We start from the raw sequence: 20,654 nt of genomic DNA on the forward strand, positions 1-20,654 counted from the left end.
ATGAAAAAGAAGATGCTTTGCGCGCTGGTCGCCGGCGCGTTGCCGGGGTTGGCGGCCGCGAGTTCGAGCGCCGACCAGATCAGGACGCTGCAGCAGCAGATCGCCGTGCTGCAGCGGCAGATGAGCGCGCTGCAATCACAACTGGCCGCGAAACCGGCGGCTGCTCCGGTGTCGTCCACCGTGGCGGCGGGTGCGTCCGCGGCCGACCCGTCGGCGTCCGGCTACGGGCAGGCGCCGGCCGTGCTGACCAACGACGACGTGACCGAGATCCGCCAGCAGGTCGCGAACCAGCAACTGAAGGTCGACTCGCTGACCGACGCCGCGCGTACCGGGCCGATCGCGGGCCTGTCGGTGACCGGCTATCTCGATCCGACCTATGTATACAACCGCGGCGCCGGCACGTCGTCGTTCCAGTTCGCGAACCACGAGAATGCCTACACGTACTACAACAGCACGTTCGGCGACGTATTCCTCGACATCAAGAAGACGTTCGGTGTCGGGCCGAGCGCACCGTCCGCTGAAATCACGCTGATGCCGAACCGCGGCGCCGGCCTGTCGATGATGACGGGCAGCGGCGCGAGCGGGCTCGACATCGTGAATACGGCGGTCGTTACGGTGCCCCTGTCGGGCACGACCGCGTTCGTCGGCGGGCTGGTGCTCGGCTTCGGCGGCTACGAGTACCAGCAGTCGAACCAGATGCTCACGCTCACGCACAACCTGCTGTACGACTTCTCGGATCCGGGTTCGTCGATCGGCGCGGGCATCAACTACCTGAGCCCGAGCGGCCAGTGGGCGTGGAAGTTCTTCGTCGGCAACGAACAGTTCCGCAGCGCCGGCGCGGTCACGCAGACCGGCGTGAACGCGCTCGGCGACCCGATCACGACGAGCAACAAGGTGCCGACCTTCACCGCGCGCGTCGACTACCTGCGCGGCAGCGCGCTCGACATCGGCGGGTCGATCAACATCGGCCGCCAGACGCTGCCGAGCGCGATCGACCCGGCCACCGGCAACGTGCACTACGGCGTGGGCGGCAATGCGCCGAGTGCCTATGGCGCGTTCTTCTTTGCGGAAGCCGATGCGACCTACACGCTCGCCGACGCGCAGTACAACGCCGAGCTCGATTACGGCCAGCAACAGCACGGCGCGTTCAACGGCGGGTTGGCGCAGTGGTTCGGGTTGTCGCTGCTCGCACATCGCAAGTTCAACGTGCCGGTGGTCGGTCGCATGGGCGCGACGTTGCGCTACGACCTGCTCGTCAATCGCAGGAACGGCGGCGGCGGATCGTCGATCGGCCTGAACGGCAACGGAATGGACCCGTACAACGGCTTCGGCATCGATGCGGACTGCCTCGCGATGTCGAAGGCGAACGGCGGCGTCGGCTTCGAGTGCAAGGGCGCGACGCGGCAGGCGGCCGCATTCGACCTGCTGTTCTATCCGACCCAGCAGGTGACGGTCAAGGTCGAGTACCGGCACGACTGGGCGAGCAACAAGGTATTCCTGCGTCACGACGGGTCGTACGCGAAGTCGAACGACCTGCTCGCGACCCAACTCATCTACGCGTTCTGACGCGACGCCGCACGCGAATGTCACTCATGCTCAAGTTTGAATACCAGCAACATGCTCAGTCCTACTACGCAGATACCGCCAACGACCGGACCCGCCATCCGTCGCTCGACGGTGCCGTTTCCGCCGACGTGTGCGTGATCGGCGGCGGGCTCACCGGCCTGTCCGCGGCGCTCGATCTCGCCGAGCGCGGCCATTCGGTCGTGCTCGTCGAGGCGTCGCGAATCGGCTGGGGCGCCAGCGGCCGAAACGGCGGCCAGTTGATCGCCGGGTACTCATGCGACATCGATACGTTCTCGGCCCATCTGCCGGAACACGACGTGCGGCAGATATGGGCGATGGGGCTCGAATCGGTCGATATCGTCCGGCAGCGGGTCGAGCGGTATGGCATCGACTGCGACCTGACCCTCGGCTATCTCACGGCCGCGAACAAGACGCGCCACATCGACGCGCTCCGCAAATGGCGCGACACCGCGGCGAGCCGCTTCGGCTATCGCGGCTACGACATCGTCGAGCGCGCGGACATGCCGCGCTTCGTCGCATCCGATCGTTATGTCGGCGGCCTGCGTCACGAAGGCAGCGGCCACCTGCATCCGCTGAACTACACGCTCGGCCTCGCGCGCGCGGCATGCGCGGCCGGCGTGACGATCCACGAGGACACGCCCGCGCTCGCGCTCGATCGAGCCGCGCCATACCACCGCGTCAGGTGCGCGCGCGGGCACGTGGACGCCCGCTACGTCGTGCTGGCCGGCAATGCATACCTGGGGCGGCTCGCGCCCGGCCTGGCACGCAAGATCATCCCGGTGGCGACCTACCTGATTGCGACGGAGCCGCTCGGCGAAGCGCGGGCGGCCGAGACGATGCCGGCCGACGCGGCGATCAGCGACTGCAATTCGGCGCTCGACTATTTCCGGCTGACGCGCGACCGGCGGTTGCTGTGGGGCGGCAAGGCGAGCAGCTCGACGCGCACGCCGCGCGATCTCGCGACGGCGATGCGGCGCGACATGCTGAAGACGTTCCCGCAGCTGGCCGACGTGCGGATCGACTACGCATGGGGCGGCCTGATCGACGCGACGATGAACCGTGCGCCGCATTTCGGGCGGCTCGAGCCCACCGTGTATTTCGCGCAGGGTTTCTCCGGACACGGCGTGAACGTGACCGGCCTCGCGGGGCGGCTGATCGCCGAAGCGATCGACGCGCAGGCCGCGCGCTTCGACCTGTTCGGCCGGATTCGCCATCGCGACTTTCCGGGCGGCCGCGCGCTGCGCACGCCGATGCTGGCGCTCGCGATGGCGTGGCACCGGACGATGGACCTGCTTTGACGCGCGCGACGAATCGTTTCGAACCACTCACTCATACGCTGGAGGCATTCATGACCGACGTCACCCGTCTAGTCGACCTGCTGCAGGCGCCGGCCAGGCTCACGCAAAGCCGCGTGCCGGCCGGACTGCTGCTCGACGGCAATCCGATGCAGACACTTTCGCATCACTACATCAGCCCGTGCGGGCATTTCAGTTGCGGGATCTGGGAATGCACGCCCGGACGCTGGACGATCGACTACGACGAGTCGGAGTACTGCGAGATGCTGAGCGGCGTCGCGATCGTGCGCGATGCCGAGGGCGGCGAACGCGTGCTGCGTACCGGCGACCGCTTCGTGATTCCGCCGGGCTTTCGCGGCACCTGGGAGGTCGTCGAGACATGCCGGAAGATCTACGCGTCGCATGCGCCGCGGGCCGAGCCGTCGCGTGCGTAGCGCAAGGCCGAATCCACCCGATCCGATCATCAACGAGGAGCATCCCATGACCCAGGAATTGTGGCGGCTGAGCGCGGCCGAGATGGCCGCTTGCGTCGCGCGGCGCGACGTGTCGTCGACGGAACTCGTGCACAGCTGCCTGCAGCGGCTCGAGCAGGTGAACCCCGTCATCAACGCGATCGTCGACGTGCTGGCCGACAGCGCGTTGCAGGCGGCGTCCGACGCCGATGCCGCGATCGCGCGCGGCGCGCCCGTCGGCCCGCTGCACGGCGTGCCGGTGACGGTGAAGATCAACGTCGATACGGCCGGCCGCGCGACGACGAACGGCGTGCGTGCGTTTGCGGGCCTGGTCGCGCAAGAGGACAGCCCGGTGACCGCGAACCTGCGCAACGCGGGCGCGATCGTGATCGGGCGCAGCAACGCGCCGGCGTTTTCGTATCGGTGGTTCACCGACAACGACCTGCACGGCCGCACGTCGAATCCGTGGAATCCGTCGCTGACGCCAGGCGGCTCCAGCGGCGGCGCGGCCGCGGCGGTCGCCGCCGGCATCGGCGCAATCGCGCACGGCAACGATCTCGGCGGCTCGATTCGCTACCCGGCCTACGCATGCGGCGTCGCGGGTCTGCGGCCGAGCACCGGCCGCGTTCCCGCCTACAACCCGACGCAATCGAAGGACCGCACGCTCGCCGTGCAGCTCGCGTCCGTCCAGGGGCCGCTGGCGCGCACGGTCGGCGACCTGCGCCTCGCGCTCGACGCGATGGCGGCGGGCGACGCACGCGACGCATGGTGGATGCCGGTCGCACCGGCCGGTCGCGACGTGACGTTTCCCGCACGGGTCGCCGTGTGTCCCGCACTGCCGGGCGTGCGGTCCGATCCGGTGGTCGTCGATGCGGTCCGGCAGGCCGCGCGCTGGCTGGAAGAGGCTGGCTGCATCGTCGAGGAAGCGGAACCGCCGCGAATCGCCGAAGCGTGCGTGCTGTGGCTGGACCTCGTGACCAACGAAGCGCGCAGCGGGCTCGGCGACGTGATCATGCAGCACGGCGACGCGGCGATCCGGACCGCGTTCGCGAGCCAGCGCAACCTCGCGGCGCCGCTCGACCTGGCCGGTTACATGAACGGCCTGGCGCGGCGGACCGCGCTGCTGCGCGACTGGCAGCAGTTCTTCGCGCGTTACCCGTTGCTGCTGATGCCGGTGTCGTGCGCGCAGCCGTTCGCGATCGATGCGGACCAGAACGGCGACGACGCGATGCGCCACATCGTCGACATGCAGGGGCCGCTGCTGGCGACCGCGCTGCTCGGGCTGCCGGGGCTGTCGGTGCCGACCGGCGTGCGCGGCGGCGTGCCGACGGGCGTGCAGCTCGTCGCAGGCCGTTTCCAGGAGGCGCTGTGCCTCGCCGCCGGCGCGGCGATCGAGGCGCGCGCCGGTACGTTCACGCCGATCGATCCGGTGACCGGATCGTGATGGCCAACCGCTGACGGGAAGGGGACACCCATGAATCCATTCACATTCGAAGACTGGCAGGCCCGCGCTGCCGTGCTGACGATCGAAGGGCGCGCGTTCATCGACGGCGACACGCGCCACGCGCACAGCGGGGCAACCTTCGCGTGCGTGAGCCCGATCGACGGCCGCGTGCTCGCGCACGTGGCCGACTGCGGCGTCGACGACGTCGATGCGGCCGTGGCGGCCGCCCGCCGCGCGTTCGACGCGCAGGCGTGGGCCGGCATGAATCCGCGTGCCCGCAAGGCCGTGCTGCAGCGCTGGGCGATGCTGATGCGCGAGCATCGCGACGAACTCGCGCTGCTCGAGACACTCGACACCGGCAAGCCGATCGCCGACACCACGGCCATCGACGTGCCGGCTGCCGCGCACTGCGTCGACTGGTATGCCGAGGCCATCGACAAGGTTGGTGGCGAGGTCGTTCCCGCCGATCGTCATCTCGTCGGACTCGTCACGCGCGAGCCGATCGGCGTCGTCGCGGCGGTCGTGCCGTGGAATTTCCCGCTCCTGATGGCCGCGTGGAAATTCGCGCCGGCGCTCGCGGCCGGCAACAGCGTGGTGCTCAAGCCGTCCGAGAAATCGCCGCTGACCGCGATCCGCGTCGCGCAGCTCGCCTACGAGGCCGGCATCCCGCCCGGCGTCTTCAGTGTCGTGCCCGGCGGCGCCGAGCCGGGTCGCCTGCTGGCGCTGCATCGCGACGTCGACTGCATCGCGTTCACCGGTTCGGCGCGCACCGGGCAGCAGATCATGGCGTGTGCCGCGCAGTCGAACCTGAAGCGCGTGTGGCTCGAACTGGGCGGCAAGTCGCCGAACATCGTGCTGCCCGATTGCCCCGATCTCGATCGCGCCGCGCAGGCGGCCGCCGATGCGATCTTCTTCAACATGGGGGAAGTGTGCACGGCGGGTTCGCGCTTGCTCGTGCATCGCGACATCAAGGATGCGTTCGTCGACAAGGTGGTCGCCGCGTCGCGGCGCTTCGCGCCCGGGCATCCGCTCGATCCCGCGGTGGCGATGGGTGCGATCGTCGATCGCGTGCAGCTCGAACGCGTGATGCGCTATATCGGCATCGGACGCGAGGAGGGGCGCCTGGTGACGGGCGGTGCGCGCGTGCGAGAGGAGACGGGCGGGTTTTATGTCGAGCCGACCGTGTTCGACGTCGACGCGCATGCGACGATCGCGCGCGAGGAAATCTTCGGGCCGGTGCTGTCGGTGATTGCGTTCGACGATGTCGAGACGGCCATACGCATCGCCAACGACACCGAATACGGGCTCGCGGCGGCCGTGTGGTCGGCGGACTACACGACGGCGCACACGGTTGCGCGGCGCCTGCGCGCCGGCACCGTCTGGGTCAACTGCTACGGCGACGGCAGCGACGACATGAACTTCCCGTTCGGCGGTTACAAGCAGTCGGGTAACGGTCGCGACAAGTCGCTGCACGCGCTCGACAAATACACCGAGCTGAAATCGACGATTGTGCGGTTGTGACGCAGGCGCGGCAGGCGGGCGTTTGCCTGCCTGCCGCGCACGCGTTACTGCGCCGCCCCTTCCGCTTCCGCCGTCTCGCCGAGGAACCCGCCGCTCTGGTGTGCCCACAGCGCCGCATAGATGCCGCCAGCCTGCAGCAGCTGCAGATGCGTGCCTTCCTCGACGATGCGTCCTTCGTCGAGCACGATCAGCCGGTCCATCGCGGCGATCGTCGACAGCCGGTGCGCGATCGCGATCACCGTCTTGCCGCTCATCAGGCCGTCGAGGCTGCGCTGGATCGCGACCTCGACCTCGGAGTCGAGCGCGCTGGTCGCTTCGTCGAGCACGAGGATCGGCGCGTCCTTGAGTATCACGCGCGCGATCGCGACGCGCTGCCGCTGGCCGCCCGACAGCTTCACGCCGCGCTCGCCGACCTCGACGTCGTAGCCGCTGCGCCCGTGCCGGTCGCGCAGCCGGCCGATGAAGTCGGACGCTTCCGCGCGCACGGCCGCGTCGTGCATCTCGCGCTCGGTCGCGTCGGGGCGGCCGTACAGGAGGTTCTCGCGCATCGTCCGGTGCAGCAGCGAGGTATCCTGCGTGACCATCCCGATCGCCGCGCGCAGGCTGTCCTGCGTCACGTGCGCGATGTCCTGCCCGTCGATCCGGATCGCGCCGCCATCCACGTCGTAGAAGCGCAGCAGCAGGTTCACGAGCGTCGACTTGCCGGCGCCCGATCGGCCGATCAGGCCGATCCGCTCGCCCGGCCGGATCGTCAGGTTCAGGCCGTCGAACACCGGCGTGTCGTTGTCCTCGTGCGCGAAGCGCACGTTGTCGAACACGATGCCGCCGAGCTGCACGGCGAGCGCCTTCGCGTCGGGCGCGTCGACCACGCTGCGCACCTTCGTCAGCGTGTTGATGCCGTCCTGGATCGTGCCGACGTTCTCGAACAGCTCGGTCATCTCCCACATGATCCAGTGCGAATAGCTCGACAGCCGCAACGCCATCGCGATCACGGCCGCGACCACGCCCGCGCTCGCCTCGCCGTGCAGCCACAGGTAGAGCGCGAGACCGCTCGAGCCGACCAGCAGCAGCGTCGACAGCAGATGGTTGACGATCTCGAACGCGCTGACGAGCCGCATCTGCGCATCGCCGGTCGCCTTGAACGCCTCCATCGCGCGCCGCGCGTGATCGGCTTCCCGGCGCGTGTGCGAGAACAGCTTCACGGTCGTGATGTTCGAATAGGCGTCGGTGATGCGGCCCGTCATCAGCGCACGTGCATCCGCCTGCTGGCTGCCGACGCGCCCGAGGCGCGGCACGAAGAACGCACAGGCGGCGCCATAGCCGAGCGCCCACAGCACGAGCGGAATCATCAGCCGCCAGTCGAAGCTGGCCGCGAGCGCGAGAATGCCGATCAGGTACGCGGCGACGCCAATCACGACGTCGACCGACATGAACAGCGCATCGCGCACCGCGAGCGCGGTCTGCATGATCTTGGTCGTCACGCGCCCGGCGAACTCGTTCGCGTAGAACGACAGGCTCTGGTCGAGCATCAGCCGGTGAAACAGCCAGCGCAGCCGCATCGGGAAGTTGATCGCGAGCACCTGGTGCTTGACCATCGTATGCAGCGAGATCAGCAGCGCGCTGCCCGCGAGGATCGCCGCGAAGCCGGCGAGCGTGCCGAAATGGCGGCCGCCGAAGTCGGCCGGCGTCGACGCGGACAGCCAGTCGACGACACGTCCCATCATCGCGAAGAGCGCGGCCTCGTAGGCGGCGAGCGCGGCCGACGTCAGCGCGATCAGCAGGATCCAGCCGCGCGCGCCTGTCGTGCACGCCCAGACGAACGAAAAGAACCCCTTCGGCGGCGTGACGGGATCCTCGAGCGGGAATGTCGGCAAGCGCCGTTCAAACCACGAAAACATTGCACCTTCTCCTTGTACGATCAGGCGAGTCGAGTTACGGCGGCGCCCGGCTGCGAGTGTCGCATCGATTCGTCCGCGCCGCAGGACGGTTGTAAGCAATCGCGGCGGCACGGCGCCACGCGAGCCGGCACCCGGGACCCGCCGGGCCTTTCATCGCGCCCCACAAAAAAGCCTTGACTATCTATCTACGAGTAGATAAAGTTCGATCCATGGAAACGAAGACGACCGTCCGCGAACAGATTCTCGACCACGCGATCACGCTGATGATGCTGCGCGGTTACAACGGCTTCAGCTATCGAGACCTGTCCGATCTGGTTGGCGTGAAGACGTCGAGCATCCACTACTACTTCCCGTCGAAAGACGATCTCGTTCTGGAAGCGGTGGCGGCGTACAGCGACGAAGTACTTGCGGCGATGCGTGCGATCGATCCGGCATTGCCGGCCGACGTCAAGCTGAGCCTCTACACGAAGCTGTTCGGCAGAACGCTCGGCGACGGCAATCAGATCTGTCTGTGCGGCATGCTCGCGGCGGACATCGAATCGTTGCCGGAGGGCGTGCGGCAGGCGGTTCAGGCCTTTTTCAAGGCCAACGAGAACTGGCTCGCCGAGTTGCTGGCGCAGGGCGCGAAGGAGCGCACGCTGCAGTTCAGCGGCACGCCGGAAACGGCGGCGCGCACGTTGTACGCGGCGTTCCAGGGCAGCGTGCTGGCCAGTCGGCTGTTTCATACGCGGGCGCGTCTCGAGGATGTCGAGGCCGTCTGGAAAACCCGGTCCTGACGGACGGGGCAGGCAGTCAGGCGGTTCGCCGCCTTTTGTTGGGGTTAGTTATCTATCTCGTAGTAGATAGATAATCGGGCGGATGGATTCGATCATCCGCATTTTTTGGGGATATGTGTCTATCTATGAGTAGATAAACAAACGCGATGCCGACGGCCAGGCCGTCGCGCGCGATCCCGGGTTGGAAGGCTGTTTCACTCACTCATCATCATTGAAAAGGAGTCTGTCATGTCGATCGAAAAAGTGCTGTACCGCGCTCATGCAAAAGCCACCGGCGGCCGTGACGGCCGTGCCACGGTGCCCGAAAGCGGTCTCGACCTGAAGCTGACCACGCCGCGCGAACTCGGCGGTGCGGGCGGCGCCGGCGCGAACCCTGAACAACTTTTCGCGGCCGGCTACAGCGCGTGCTTCATCGGTGCGATGAAGTTCGTCGCGGCCCGCGACAAGATCGCGATCCCCGCGGACGCCGCGATCGAAGGCAGCGTCGGCATCGGCGCGATCCCGAACGGCTTCGGCATCGAAGTCGAACTGAAGATCTCGCTGCCGGGCCTCGACCGTGAAACCGCGCAAACGCTGATCGACCGCGCGCACATCGTCTGCCCGTACTCGAACGCGACGCGCGGCAACATCGACGTCACGCTGACGCTCGTCTGATCGCACGTACTACGAAGTAATCCGTCGTCATTCATTGCATTCACCGGTTGAGCCAAGGAGTCTCATCATGAAGATCGTCAAGCCGCTGCTGATCGCCGCTGCCGTTGCGGCCGCGTTGTTCACCGCCCCCGCCGCCTTTGCCGCCGGCAGCGACGGCGTCCGTCCCGATACGGCGACCAGCGGGTTGCTCGCCGTGCTGAACGGCCAGAAGGGGCCGGGCCTCGAAACGCTGAGCCCCGCGAAGGCGCGTCAGGTGCTGGTCGATGCCCAGCGCGGCGCGAAGGTCGACCTGTCCGGCATCGACGTATCGAACCGCACGATCGAGCAGGACGGCCTGTCGGTGCCGATCACGATCGTGCGTCCGCAAGGAGTGGCGGGCACGCCGCCGGTGTTCATGTTCTTCCATGGAGGCGGCTGGATTCTCGGCGACTTCCCGACGCATGAACGCCTGGTGCGCGATCTGGTGGTGCAATCGGGCGCCGTCGCGGTGTTCGTGAACTACACGCCGTCGCCGGAAGCGCATTACCCGGTCGCGATCAACCAGGCGTATGCGGCGACGAAGTGGGTCGCCGCGCATGGCGCGGAAATCGGCGTCGACGGCAGCCGCCTCGCGGTGGTCGGCAACAGCGTCGGCGGGAACATGGCGGCCGTCGTGGCGCTGATGGCGAAGGACAAGGACGGCCCGGCGATCCGCTTCCAGGGCCTGTTGTGGCCCGTGACGGACCACGACTTCAATACCGGTTCGTACAACGCGTATCAGCAGGGGCACTTCCTGACCCGGCCGATGATGAAGTGGTTCTGGGACGCCTATACGAAGAACGAAGCGCAACGCAACGAGATCTACGCATCGCCGCTGCGTGCGAGCACCGCGCAGTTGAAGGGATTGCCGCCCGCGCTGATCCAGGTCGCGCAGTTCGACGTGCTGCGCGACGAAGGCGAAGCGTACGGCCGCAAGCTCGACGCAGCCGGCGTCGATGCGACGACGACGCGCTACGACGGCACGATTCACGACTTCGGTTTGCTGAACGCGCTGGCCGAGGATGCGCCGACCAAGGCGGCGATGAAGGCGATGGCCAACGAAATCGCGACGCGCCTGAAGTAGGGCTGCGGGCGGCATTCGAACGGGTTCGAATGCGAACGGCGAAGCGGCGGGCTCGGGTCCGCCGCTTTCGCATGGGGAGCGGGGCTGCAGGGCCGTCGAAACGCGACCCCGGCGGCCGGATCGAAGCGGCCCGATGCCGATCCCGATCGCGTGTTGGCCCGCGGTGCCCGCCGCGCGCATTGTTGGTACGATCGCGCGTATCGTCCACGCCGGCGTCGCATGCCGCCGGCCCATCGGCTGCACGGTCACGCGGCCACGTTCGGGAGAAGCGCTTCATGCTGCAGGCGTTCGCGGTCTTGCTGACCTTCCAGTGTCTCGGGGAAGGGGTGTCCTACCTGTTCGGCCTGCCGGTGCCGGGCCCCGTGATCGGCATGCTGCTGCTGTTCGGTTTCGTGATGCTGCGCCCGCGGGTGGCCGACGCGATCGAGCCGACCGCGCTCGAGCTGCTGCGCCATCTGTCGCTGCTGTTCGTGCCGGCCGGCGTCGGCATCATGGTGTCGGCCGACCGCGTGCGCGGCGATGCGCTGGCGGTCGTCGTCGCGCTGGCGGTGAGCACGTCGCTCGCGATCGCCGTGACGGCGCTCGTCACGCGCGCGTTGCTGCGGCGCCAGCGGCGCGCGGACGGCGCGGCGGAGGGCACGCAATGACGGCCTTCCCGAAACTCGGCGCGATCTGGGTCTACCTCGCCGCGACCCCGCTGCTCGGCCTGACGATCACGCTGATCGCGTACCTGATTGCGCAGGCCATCTATGCACGGACGCGCTTCAACCCGCTCGCGAACCCGGTGCTGATCGCGGTCGCGCTGATCGTCGTGCTGCTGACGATCACGCACACGCCGTATCCGACGTATTTCGAGGGCGCGCAGTTCGTCCACTTCCTGCTCGGCCCGGCGACCGTCGCGCTGGCGCTGCCGCTGTACCGCCAGTGGTCGAAGCTGCGGCGCGCCGCGGTGCCGCTGCTCGTCGGGCTGCTGGCGGGCTCGCTGACGGCGATCGTGTCGGCGGTCGGCATCGCCGCGCTGTTCGGCGCGTCGCACCAGACGATCGCGTCGCTCGCACCGAAATCCGCGACCACGCCGATCGCGATGGCCGTCGCGCAGGAAATCGGCGGGATTCCGTCGCTGACCGCCGTGCTGGTGATCTCGACCGGCATCTTCGGCGCCGTGTGCGCTCGCGCGATCCTGAACGCGCTGCGCATCGAGGAGCCGGCCGTGCGCGGTTTCGCGCTCGGCGTCGCGTCGCACGGGATCGGCACCGCGCGCGCGTTCCAGGTCAGCGAGGAGACCGGCGCGTTCGCGGGCCTCGGGATGGGGCTGAACGGCGTGCTGACCGCATTCGTCGTGCCGATCCTGCTGCCGGTGCTGTCGCGCTGGATCTGAGCGGCGCAGGGCAGCGGCGGCGCGCGATGCTATCGGTTTCCCTGATGGCCGAGCCCCCCGCGCCGGCCCGCCGGGCGCCTGCCGCGGATGTATCGTGGCCGTTATCGGGAGAATTCAGGAACCGGCACGGACATTTGTGCAGCGATCGGCTAACGTTGCATCGGCGCCGTGGCGGCACGCCGACGTCCGTCGCGTGCGGGCCGGCGTTCGACCCACATCCAACAATCGACAAGGAGAACCGGTCATGACGAAGTCTCGCGTGGTTTCGGTGGCAGTGGCAGTAACGGCGTCGTTCGGTCTGCTGTTGACCGCGGCGCCGGCGGCATATGCGCAGGATCCGGCGTCCGCGCCCATTGAGAATCCGGCATCCGCACCGACGCAGAAGCAACTCGACAAGGCGCAGAAGAAAGCTGCCCGCAAGGCAGCGCGCGCGCGTCACGCGAAGGACCTGAAGGCGATCGGCACGGGCACCGGCTACCGGCTCACCAACGACCAGAGCAACTATCCGCAGAACGCGGTGGAGAAGGCGCCCGCGACGAAGGCGGCGCCGGCGCCGGCCGCGCCTGCATCGGGCCAGTAACGGCCGCAAACGGCTGCAAACGGCCGCAGGCGGCCGGCAAGGGCCGACGTTGGTTCAATGAAAAACGGCGCCGGGTTCGACCGGCGCCGTTCGCTCGTGTGTGTGCCGCGCAAGCGCCACGCGCCGCGGCCCCGGGGCTTCCCGGCACGCGCGGCATTCGTTCGCGTTACGACGCGAGCTTCGCGGCGAGTTCCGCGACGTGCTTGCCCTGGTAGCGGGCGATGTCGAGTTCGTTCGCGCTCGGCTGACGGCTGCCGTCCGCGCCCGCGAGCGTGGTCGCGCCGTACGGCGTGCCGCCCGTGATCTCGTTCATGTTGACGAGCCCGCTGCACGCATAGGGCACGCCGACGATCACCATCCCGTGGTGCAGCAGCGTCGTGTGGAACGACGTGATGGTGGTTTCCTGGCCGCCGTGCTGCGTGCCGGTCGACGCGAACACGCTGCCGATCTTGCCGACGAGCGCGCCCTTCATCCACAGGCCGCCGGTCTGGTCGAGGAACGTGCGCATCTGGCCGGCCATGTTGCCGAAGCGGGTCGGCGTGCCGAAGATGATCGCGTCGTAGCCCGCGAGTTCGTCCACGGTGGCGACGGGGGCGGCCTGGTCGACCTTGACGCCGATCGCCTTCGCCTGGTCGGCGGGAATGGTTTCCGGCACGCGCTTGAGCGTGACCTCGACGCCGGGCACCGATTGCGCGCCTTCCGCGACGTGCTGCGCCATCGTTTCGACGTGCCCGTAGGACGAGTAGTAAAGAACGAGTACCTTGGCCATGTTGCGAATCTCCGATTAAGAAGGCCCCGCCTTCAGCGGGGCCCGAGGTTCCAAGCAGGCGTCATGCCCACTCGGCCGTCACTTCGACCGGACGCAGGTCGAATACCAGCACTTCGGCATCCTTGCCGTCGGCGAACGTCAGCGCCTGTTCGTCGCGGATGCGCGCGCCGTCGCCTTCGCCGAGCGTCACGCCGTTGACCGTCACGCTGCCGCGTGCGACATGCACGTAGGCGAAGCGGCCCGGTGCCAGTTCGAGCGTGGCGCGCTCGTCGCCGTCGAACAGGCCCGCGTAGATCCGCGTGTCCTGGCGGATCTTCAGCGAACCGCCGTTGCCGTCGGGCGACACGATCGGCGTGAGCTTGCCGCGCTTGTCGGCTTCCGCGATGTTCGTCTGCTGATAGCGCGGCTCGGCACCCTTCTCGGACGGTCCGACCCAGATCTGCAGGAAGTGGACGGGCGTCTCGTGCGAGTGGTTGAACTCGCTGTGACGCACGCCGGTACCCGCGCTCATCAACTGGACGTCGCCCGGCACGATCACCGACCCGGTGCCCATCGAATCCTTGTGCTCCAGCGCACCGTCGAGCACGTACGACAGGATTTCCATGTCGCGGTGCGGGTGCGTGCCGAAGCCGCGGCCCGGCGCGACGCGGTCGTCGTTGATCACCAGCAGGTCGGAGAAGCCGACTTGCTTAGGATCGTAGTAGTTCGCGAAAGAAAACGTGTGACGGGAGCTGAGCCAGCCATGCTCGGCACGGCCACGTTGGTTTGCTGCACGAGTCTCGATCATGATTTTTCCTGGATGTCGCCGGACCTCGGAAGTGGGCCCGGCCGTTCGTTGAGATGAATCTTAGGTCAATCTATTTGACAAATAAATGGCCGTGGAGATAATGACTGTCGCTATGGAGTGGACAATATGGAACTCAACGACCTGAGGATCTTCGTCGCGACCGTCGATGCAGGCAGCTTCACGGCGGCGGCCGACCAGCTGATGCTGTCCAAGCAGTTCGTGAGCCGGCGCACGATGGCGCTCGAGGCGTCGCTCGGCGTGCGTCTGCTGCATCGCAACACGCGCAATCTCGCGGTCACGGAATCGGGGCAGGAGTTCTATGCGCGCGCGCAGCGGATCCTCGCCGAGGTCGCCGACGCCGAGCAGGCGATGTCGGTGCGCAGCACCGAGCTGCACGGCTCGCTGAAGATCAGCGCGCCGCTGTCGTTCGGGATCACGCACGTGTCGCCGCTGATCGCGGAATTCCTGTCCGCGCATCCGGCCGTGCGGCTGAACGTCGACCTGACCGACCGGCGGGTCGACCTGATCGGCGAGGGCTTCGATCTCGTGCTGCGGATCGGCACGCTCGAGGATTCGACGCTGATCGCGCGAGCGCTCGGCGCGTGGCAGATGATCGCGTGCGCGAGCCCGGCTTACCTGAAGCGGCACGGCGCGCCCGCGACGCCGGCCGACCTCGCCGGCCATACGTGCCTGATGTACGGGCGCGAGCGGCGCGTCGGCTGGGAATTCCGGGTCGACGGGGTGGCGCGCACCTTCGACGTGCAGGGGCCGCTCGTCGCGAACAACGGCGAAGTCGTGCGCGACGCGGCGATCGCGGGGCTCGGCATCGCGCTGCTGCCGCATTTCATCGTCGGCGCGGCGCTCGACAGCGGCGCGCTCGTGCCGGTGCTCGACGCGTACGCGCCGCCGCCGATCACGCTGAACGCGGTGTTTCCGCAGCACCGGGAAGGATTCGTCACGCTGCGGACGTTCATCGGGTTTCTGGCCGAGCGGCTGGGGAAGGCCGTGCCGGCGGCGAACGGCGGCGCGGACCGGCGGCGGTAGAGGCGCGGGCGTGCGGCGCGTGCGGTGAATCGAAGCGTAATCTCCGCAGGATTTGCGGAGATTGTTGAGTCATGCGGTGAATCGGTGGGATAATCTCCGCATCATGAGCGGAGATTACACCTTCATCTGGCAGTCGTCCGACTGGCCCGCCTGGCGCTTCGACCTCCCGGCACTCGCGACGTCACTGGTCGATGTCAGCCGTGCGCAAGGTGCGCTGGCCGGGAGACTGGCGGATGTCGGCCTCGCACTGCGCGATGAGGCCAGCCTGGCCGCATTGACGGAGGATGTCGTCAAGACCAGCGCCATCGAGGGCGACAACCTGAACGTCGCATCGGTCCGATCATCGATTGCGCGCCGGCTCGGCGTCGATATTGGGGCGCTGGCGCCGGTTGATCGCCATGTCGAGGGCGTGGTCGACATGGTGCTGGACGCGACGGCCCGTTCGGCGGAGGTGGTGACCGAAGCCCGGCTGCGCGGGTGGCATGCGGCGCTTTTTCCGACCGGCTATTCCGGGATGTCGCGGATCACCGTCGGCGCGTGGCGTACGGATGCGAGCGGGCCGATGCAGGTGGCGTCCGGGCCGATCGGCCGGCAACGCGTGTATTTCGAAGCGCCGCCTGCCGCGCGCCTGCCGAACGAGATCGAGCGCTTCCTGCGGTGGTTCAATGCGACGCCGGTCGAGCCCTTGCTGATCCGGGCCGGCCTGGCCCACCTGTGGTTCGTCACGCTCCACCCGTTCGACGACGGCAACGGCCGTATCGCACGCGCGCTTGGGGATCTGGTTCTGGCGCGCGCTGATCGGAGCCCGCAGCGCTTCTATAGCCTGTCGGCGCAAATCCAGCGCGAGCGCAATGCGTATTACGACGTGCTGGAGCGCACGCAGCGCGGTTCGCTGGACGTCACGGCATGGCTCGCGTGGTTTCTGGATGCGCTGGGTCGGGCCGTCGATCACGCGCACACGACGCTCGATGCGGTCCTGATCAAGGCGCGCTTCTGGCAGCGATGTGCGGGCCTCGCGATGAACGAACGTCAGGTCAAGGTGATGAATCGCCTGCTCGATGGTTTCGAAGGGAAGCTGACGACCAGCAAGTGGGCCGCCCTCGCGAAGTGCTCGCAAGACACGGCGCTTCGCGATATCGAGCAACTCGTCGCGCGCGGTGTGCTGCATCGCTCGTCGTCCGGTGGCCGGAGCACGAGTTACGAACTGGTGCCATTCGACGGCTGACGCCTGCTCGCGCTGCCGGCGTTCACGCGTCGCCATCACGGCGCAAACAGGCAAGGCCGAGGCATCGTGCGCGTGATCGGTGTGGATGGCGCGCCCGGTTCGGGTTACGCTTCGGCGGGCGGGGCGAGTGCCGCATGCCGCGCCGGGCATTTTTACCTCGAACGTTGCGGGCATGGCGTTTCTACAGGCCCGCGAACCAGCGACGATCCAGGCCATGACAACCCAGAACCGATCGAATGCTCGCGCCGGCGAGCGAGGGCAAGCCGCGCTTCGCGGCCGGCATGCGTGGAGCGTGAGCCCGCGAGCCGCCATGATGTTGGCAATACTGACGATCGCGCCGATGGCCGCGCATGCGGCCGGCTTCGACTGCGCGAAAGCCGCTTCGCCGACCGAGAAGACGATCTGCGCGGACGCCGGGCTGTCGTCGCTCGACGGCCAGCTGGCGGCGGCGTGGAAGAAGACGCTCGCGAAAGGCGGCGATACCGCCGCGCTGAAGGCGGCGCAGTTGAAATGGCTCAAGCAGCGCGATCGTTGCGGCAACGATGCATCGTGCCTCGGCGATCGCTATCGCGAGCGGCTCGCGAGCCTGAACGGCGCGCCGCTTGCGGCCGACCGCTGGCAACAGACGTGGTATCGCGACAGCGACAACCCGTCGCTCGGCGGCGTGCTGACGTTCACCGGCACGGCACCGCGTCTGCACTTCGAACTGAGCGGCAACAATGGCGCGAATACCGGCGGACTCGGCGGCGATATCGACCTGCACGGCGAGCGCGGCACGTTTCGCCACGATCGATGCCGGCTCGATTTCAGCCGCAAGGGCGGCCGCGTCCAGGTCGCGCAGCAGGGCGGCGATGCCGATTGCGGCGCCGGTGCGGGCGTCGTGTATTCCGGCGAGTACGTGACGGCGTCGAAGGCGCAGGCGAGCCAGGCGGCTGACCTCGTGACGCTGAAGGTGCTGGCCGACGCGCACCAGAACGCGATCGCGCACACGCTGCTCGGCGCCGACTATCAGACGCTCGTCGATACGATCAACACCAGCGCGGACGAGCAGGATCTTGACGGCCTGAACGCCGACGTGAAGTCGTACTGGGTGCGCGGCATCGCGACGACGAACGCCGCGATCGTGATGCGCCGGGACACAGAATTGTGGATCGGGCTGCTCGTGTTCGATGCCCATGACAAGGTGCGCATGCGCTACTACTCGAACGTGCCGGCGTGGAAAAAGACCGTGCCGAAGACCATTCGCGCCTGGCACGACAATCTCGACAAGACGCTGCCGATCGATTTGATGTGATCCGGCGGGCGGATGCGCCGGGCGTGACGAGGCCCTGGTCTTGGGCCAACGCTCTTCGCGATCGACGGCCGGCCATCCTGGCGACTGTCTTCAAGCTCGGCCGTGATGCGAGCGGCATCTGGCAAGATGTCCGCACCGGAAGCGATCTACCTCGCTGTCTCGGGGTGGGGCAAATTCGGCGGCGAACCGTGCGTCCACGATTCGCTGATCGCTGACAGCTGCCCGTCATTCGAGCGTATACGTCAGCGTGCCATATCCCAGTTGATCGAAGCCGCCGCTGTTGGGACCATAGTCGCCACCGCCGCCTTCCGGCGCGACCTTGCGGGCAAAGGCCTCGACGTCCGGCGCGGAGAGCCCTTTCAGCACGACGTAGTGGTTATAGACGAGTGCCCATACAGGGCGCTCGTTGCCGCGCGAATTCGGCGAGATGACGGGCTGCGTGACGTCGCTGTTCGTGTATTGCGTGTAAGGCACGTCCCTCCCGAGGTTGTATCGAGCGGCGTATTCCGCTGCGCGCAGGAACCGGTTGTCGTCATATCCGTAAAGATCGTCTCCCTGGCTCCAGGCCATCTGGCAGAACGCCCCGAGCAGCGCAATATCGAGCATGGCATGCCCCTGGTCGCGCCCGCTTTCCTGCAGCTGACCCAGCCCGTCCGGATACAACTTCCACACCACGTGTTCGATCGAGCCGTTGCCGGCGCCATGCCTGAAATAGTCGACCGCTTCGGCGTAGATGTCGTGGCGATCGGTCAGGATCCCGATCGCCAGCATGGACGCCATGTTGGCGAGATCCCAGTTGGCCCAGTAGTGGTCGATCCTTGCGCCGTTGTGCCGAACCAGGAAGTCGTGGTTCATCGGATAGAACACGCCGAGCATCATCGACTGGAAGCGCCGGAAGTCGTCGGCGCGCCACAGGGGAGAGGTGCGCAGGATTTCGCCCGCGTTCGCCAACTGGTAGCCGTAAATACCGGAAGCCAGGAACTTGTCGGAACTGCCGCCGATCGTCGTCAGCGTGCGCGACCACGCGTTCAGGACTCCTATCGCGTGTTGCGCGTAGGCGTCGTCGCCGGTGATCTTCCACCGAAGTGCAAGCGCGTAGGCCGCGGCGGCATCATTGAAGAGCGTCGCGTAATTTTCCGGGTGGTCGGGGTTTCGGCCGCGATAGATGGCCGGCTGCGGATTCGGCTTCCAGTCGAGCGAAGCATGCCGATTGGCAACCAGGCGTTGCCAGCCGTCGAACCAGGGCTGCCGCCGCGCGGCGACGTTCTCGCGCATGCGCGCGAAATCGCTCTCCGTATGCAGCAGGCCGGGGTGCACAAAAGGCGCGCCGGCCATCCGGGCGCCGGGCACGGTCTTCAGTTGCGTGCCGGTGGGCGACCGAGATGAAACGGTCGCGTCGGTGGGGTGCTGCGCCACGGCGGCGCACGCGCCCAGCATCACCACGCAAAGAACGGGAATGGTGGCTGCTGTTCGCAAGGACGGACGAAATGCCATATGGCTCCGATAATGGTCGCGCGGTCTTGCCGAAAAAGAATCGGCATGGATTCGAACCGGGACCGTCGCACGATGAACGGGCCGCCGGGAGAAAGCCGCCTTGCCGAGTATGAACGGTCATCGCGACGCGACGGTTGACAGTAAGCATGCCGTAAAGAATCGTTTGGATTCTTCGCATGCCTTGCGCCCGCCCGCTATCTCTTGTGCAACTGCCGCCCCCCTCGAATGTCACATCTTGCGATCGATTTGGCGCGCATTGCATGTATCCGATCGCGGTTCAACAGCTAAGCTGTTACCGCACACCGGACCAGGTCCGGCCATCATCGACTTTTGGTGCACACCCATGGCACGTAACCTCACTTTCTCTCTGGATATCGCATGGCGCACGCTGCTGAAGGACTTCGGCGTGCAGCCCGACCACGTGCTGCGCAGGGCGCGTCTGCCTGAAGACCTGTTTCATCGCGCAGATCGCGGGCTCGACACGGACGAGTACTTCCGCTTCTGGCGCGCGCTGGAGCTGGAAGCGAACGACCCCATGTTTCCGTTGCGCCTCGTCGAGATGGTCTCGGCCGAGGTATTCGATCCGCCGCTGTTCGCCGCCCTGTGCAGTGCCAACCTGATGCAGGCGGTGCAGCGCCTGGCCAAATACAAGCAACTTGTGGCGCCCATGAGGCTCGAGGTCGACGTGGATGAGGCCGGATCGCTGACGGTGTCGCCGCGCTGGTTGTCGGTGCAGACCGAGTTGCCCTGTTCGCTGCAGGTGGCCGAGGTCGCGTTCTTCCTGCGGCTGGCTCGCCTGGCCACACGCGAGCCCGTGCAGGCATTGCGGGTGGCCCTGCCACAGCTTCCGCCCGCCAGCTGTGCGCCGCGCTACCAGCGCTTCTTCGGCGTGCCCGTTCAACGTGGCGAGCGTCCGGCCATTACCTTTGGCGCCGCCGATGCCCTGCGCCCGTTCCTGACCGTGAACGAAGGCATGTGGCGCGTGTTCGAGCCCGAACTGCGCCGTCGGCTCAGCGAACTGGACGCCACAGCCACGATGGCCGAGCGCGTGCGTGCGGTGCTGCTGGAGCTGCTGCCCGGCAACACGGCCACCATCGAGAAAGCCGCCGAGCGCCTGGGGCTGAGCAAGCGCACGCTACAGCGCCGCCTCGAAGACGAAGGGGAGAATTTCCGCTCGCTGGTGAACACCACCCGGGAAAGTCTTGCCCGCCACTACCTCGGGAGCACGACGATGACTGCCGGCGAAATCGCCTTCCTGCTCGGTTTCGAAGATCCCAACTCCTTTTACCGCGCCTTCCTGGAATGGACCGGGCAGACGCCGGATACCGCGCGCAATGCCATGCGCCTGAACTGA

At 67.3% G+C, this 20,654-nt stretch carries 19 protein-coding genes; 15 read left to right on the top strand and 4 right to left on the bottom strand.

The features are described from left to right. From PL79_RS12625 to PL79_RS12645, 5 genes are read left to right on the top strand one after another with little or no spacing between them, the layout of a single operon-like run. On the top strand, positions 1-1,566 hold the full coding sequence (locus PL79_RS12625; RefSeq protein WP_044847709.1) for a DUF3138 family protein: 1,566 nt from the start codon (positions 1-3) through the stop codon (positions 1,564-1,566). Between the two features lie 26 nt (positions 1,567-1,592). Beyond that, positions 1,593-2,885, top strand: a complete 1,293-nt coding sequence (locus PL79_RS12630) for an NAD(P)/FAD-dependent oxidoreductase (RefSeq protein ID WP_044847717.1) — start codon at positions 1,593-1,595, stop codon at positions 2,883-2,885. Positions 2,886-2,935: 50 nt separating this feature from the next. Next, a complete protein-coding gene (locus PL79_RS12635; protein WP_052664815.1) occupies positions 2,936-3,316 on the top strand; it encodes a cupin domain-containing protein in 381 nt (126 codons plus the stop codon). A gap of 46 nt (positions 3,317-3,362) precedes the next feature. Further along, entirely contained in the window at positions 3,363-4,778 is a 1,416-nt protein-coding gene (locus tag PL79_RS12640; protein WP_044847708.1) for an amidase family protein, read from the top strand. Positions 4,779-4,808: 30 nt separating this feature from the next. Continuing rightward, positions 4,809-6,299 (top strand): aldehyde dehydrogenase, encoded by a 1,491-nt coding sequence (locus PL79_RS12645; protein ID WP_044847707.1) that lies wholly within the window; start codon positions 4,809-4,811, stop codon positions 6,297-6,299. Between the two features lie 44 nt (positions 6,300-6,343). On the opposite strand, the gene PL79_RS12650 is transcribed toward PL79_RS12645, so the two are convergent. Beyond that, positions 6,344-8,197: an ABC transporter ATP-binding protein gene (locus PL79_RS12650; RefSeq protein WP_044847706.1), complete on the bottom strand. Its 1,854-nt coding sequence runs from the start codon at positions 8,195-8,197 to the stop codon at positions 6,344-6,346. Positions 8,198-8,406: 209 nt separating this feature from the next. Here PL79_RS12650 and PL79_RS12655 point away from each other — a divergent pair, with 209 nt between their 5' ends. The 6 genes from PL79_RS12655 to PL79_RS12680 all read left to right on the top strand — a co-directional run bounded on the left by PL79_RS12655 (position 8,407) and on the right by PL79_RS12680 (position 12,687). Next, positions 8,407-8,973 carry a TetR/AcrR family transcriptional regulator gene (locus PL79_RS12655; protein WP_044847705.1) on the top strand — a complete coding sequence of 189 codons (567 nt, stop codon included), beginning with the start codon at positions 8,407-8,409 and terminating at the stop codon, positions 8,971-8,973. A gap of 228 nt (positions 8,974-9,201) precedes the next feature. Next, complete coding sequence (locus PL79_RS12660; RefSeq protein WP_011880657.1) at positions 9,202-9,627, top strand: organic hydroperoxide resistance protein; 426 nt, start codon at positions 9,202-9,204, stop codon at positions 9,625-9,627. Between the two features lie 67 nt (positions 9,628-9,694). Beyond that, positions 9,695-10,729, top strand: coding sequence for an alpha/beta hydrolase (locus PL79_RS12665; protein ID WP_044847704.1), 1,035 nt, complete (start codon positions 9,695-9,697; stop codon positions 10,727-10,729). A gap of 275 nt (positions 10,730-11,004) precedes the next feature. Next, the gene (locus PL79_RS12670; RefSeq protein ID WP_044847703.1) at positions 11,005-11,376 is read left to right on the top strand and encodes a CidA/LrgA family protein; all 372 of its coding nucleotides are present in this window, start codon (positions 11,005-11,007) and stop codon (positions 11,374-11,376) included. Further along, positions 11,373-12,107, top strand: a complete 735-nt coding sequence (locus tag PL79_RS12675) for an LrgB family protein (RefSeq protein WP_044847702.1) — start codon at positions 11,373-11,375, stop codon at positions 12,105-12,107. Before PL79_RS12670 ends, PL79_RS12675 begins: the two co-directional genes overlap by 4 nt. Positions 12,108-12,351: 244 nt before the next feature. Next, positions 12,352-12,687, top strand: coding sequence for a hypothetical protein (locus tag PL79_RS12680; RefSeq protein ID WP_044847701.1), 336 nt, complete (start codon positions 12,352-12,354; stop codon positions 12,685-12,687). A 166-nt stretch (positions 12,688-12,853) separates the two neighbouring features. Here PL79_RS12680 and wrbA read toward each other — a convergent pair whose 3' ends face one another. After that, positions 12,854-13,456: an NAD(P)H:quinone oxidoreductase gene (wrbA, locus tag PL79_RS12685; protein WP_044847700.1), complete on the bottom strand. Its 603-nt coding sequence runs from the start codon at positions 13,454-13,456 to the stop codon at positions 12,854-12,856. A gap of 61 nt (positions 13,457-13,517) precedes the next feature. Next, complete coding sequence (locus PL79_RS12690) at positions 13,518-14,243, bottom strand: pirin family protein (RefSeq protein WP_044847699.1); 726 nt, start codon at positions 14,241-14,243, stop codon at positions 13,518-13,520. A gap of 126 nt (positions 14,244-14,369) precedes the next feature. Between PL79_RS12690 and PL79_RS12695 the strand changes: the two genes are divergently transcribed. From PL79_RS12695 to PL79_RS12705, 3 genes are all read left to right on the top strand, one after another. Continuing rightward, positions 14,370-15,287, top strand: a complete 918-nt coding sequence (locus tag PL79_RS12695; protein ID WP_044847698.1) for a LysR family transcriptional regulator — start codon at positions 14,370-14,372, stop codon at positions 15,285-15,287. 103 nt (positions 15,288-15,390) lie between these two features. Further along, positions 15,391-16,512, top strand: a complete 1,122-nt coding sequence (locus PL79_RS12700; RefSeq protein WP_193759839.1) for a Fic family protein — start codon at positions 15,391-15,393, stop codon at positions 16,510-16,512. A 310-nt stretch (positions 16,513-16,822) separates the two neighbouring features. Continuing rightward, positions 16,823-17,806 (top strand): lysozyme inhibitor LprI family protein, encoded by a 984-nt coding sequence (locus PL79_RS12705; protein WP_044847697.1) that lies wholly within the window; start codon positions 16,823-16,825, stop codon positions 17,804-17,806. 225 nt (positions 17,807-18,031) lie between these two features. Here the strand turns inward: PL79_RS12705 and PL79_RS12710 are convergent, their stop codons facing one another. Then, positions 18,032-19,300 (bottom strand): alginate lyase family protein, encoded by a 1,269-nt coding sequence (locus PL79_RS12710; RefSeq protein WP_207671170.1) that lies wholly within the window; start codon positions 19,298-19,300, stop codon positions 18,032-18,034. 343 nt (positions 19,301-19,643) lie between these two features. On the opposite strand from PL79_RS12710, the gene PL79_RS12715 reads away from it, so the two are divergent. Then, positions 19,644-20,654 (top strand): AraC family transcriptional regulator, encoded by a 1,011-nt coding sequence (locus tag PL79_RS12715; RefSeq protein ID WP_044847696.1) that lies wholly within the window; start codon positions 19,644-19,646, stop codon positions 20,652-20,654.

It is taken from the genome of Burkholderia sp. USMB20, assembly GCF_000949135.2.
Classification (GTDB): domain Bacteria; phylum Pseudomonadota; class Gammaproteobacteria; order Burkholderiales; family Burkholderiaceae; genus Burkholderia.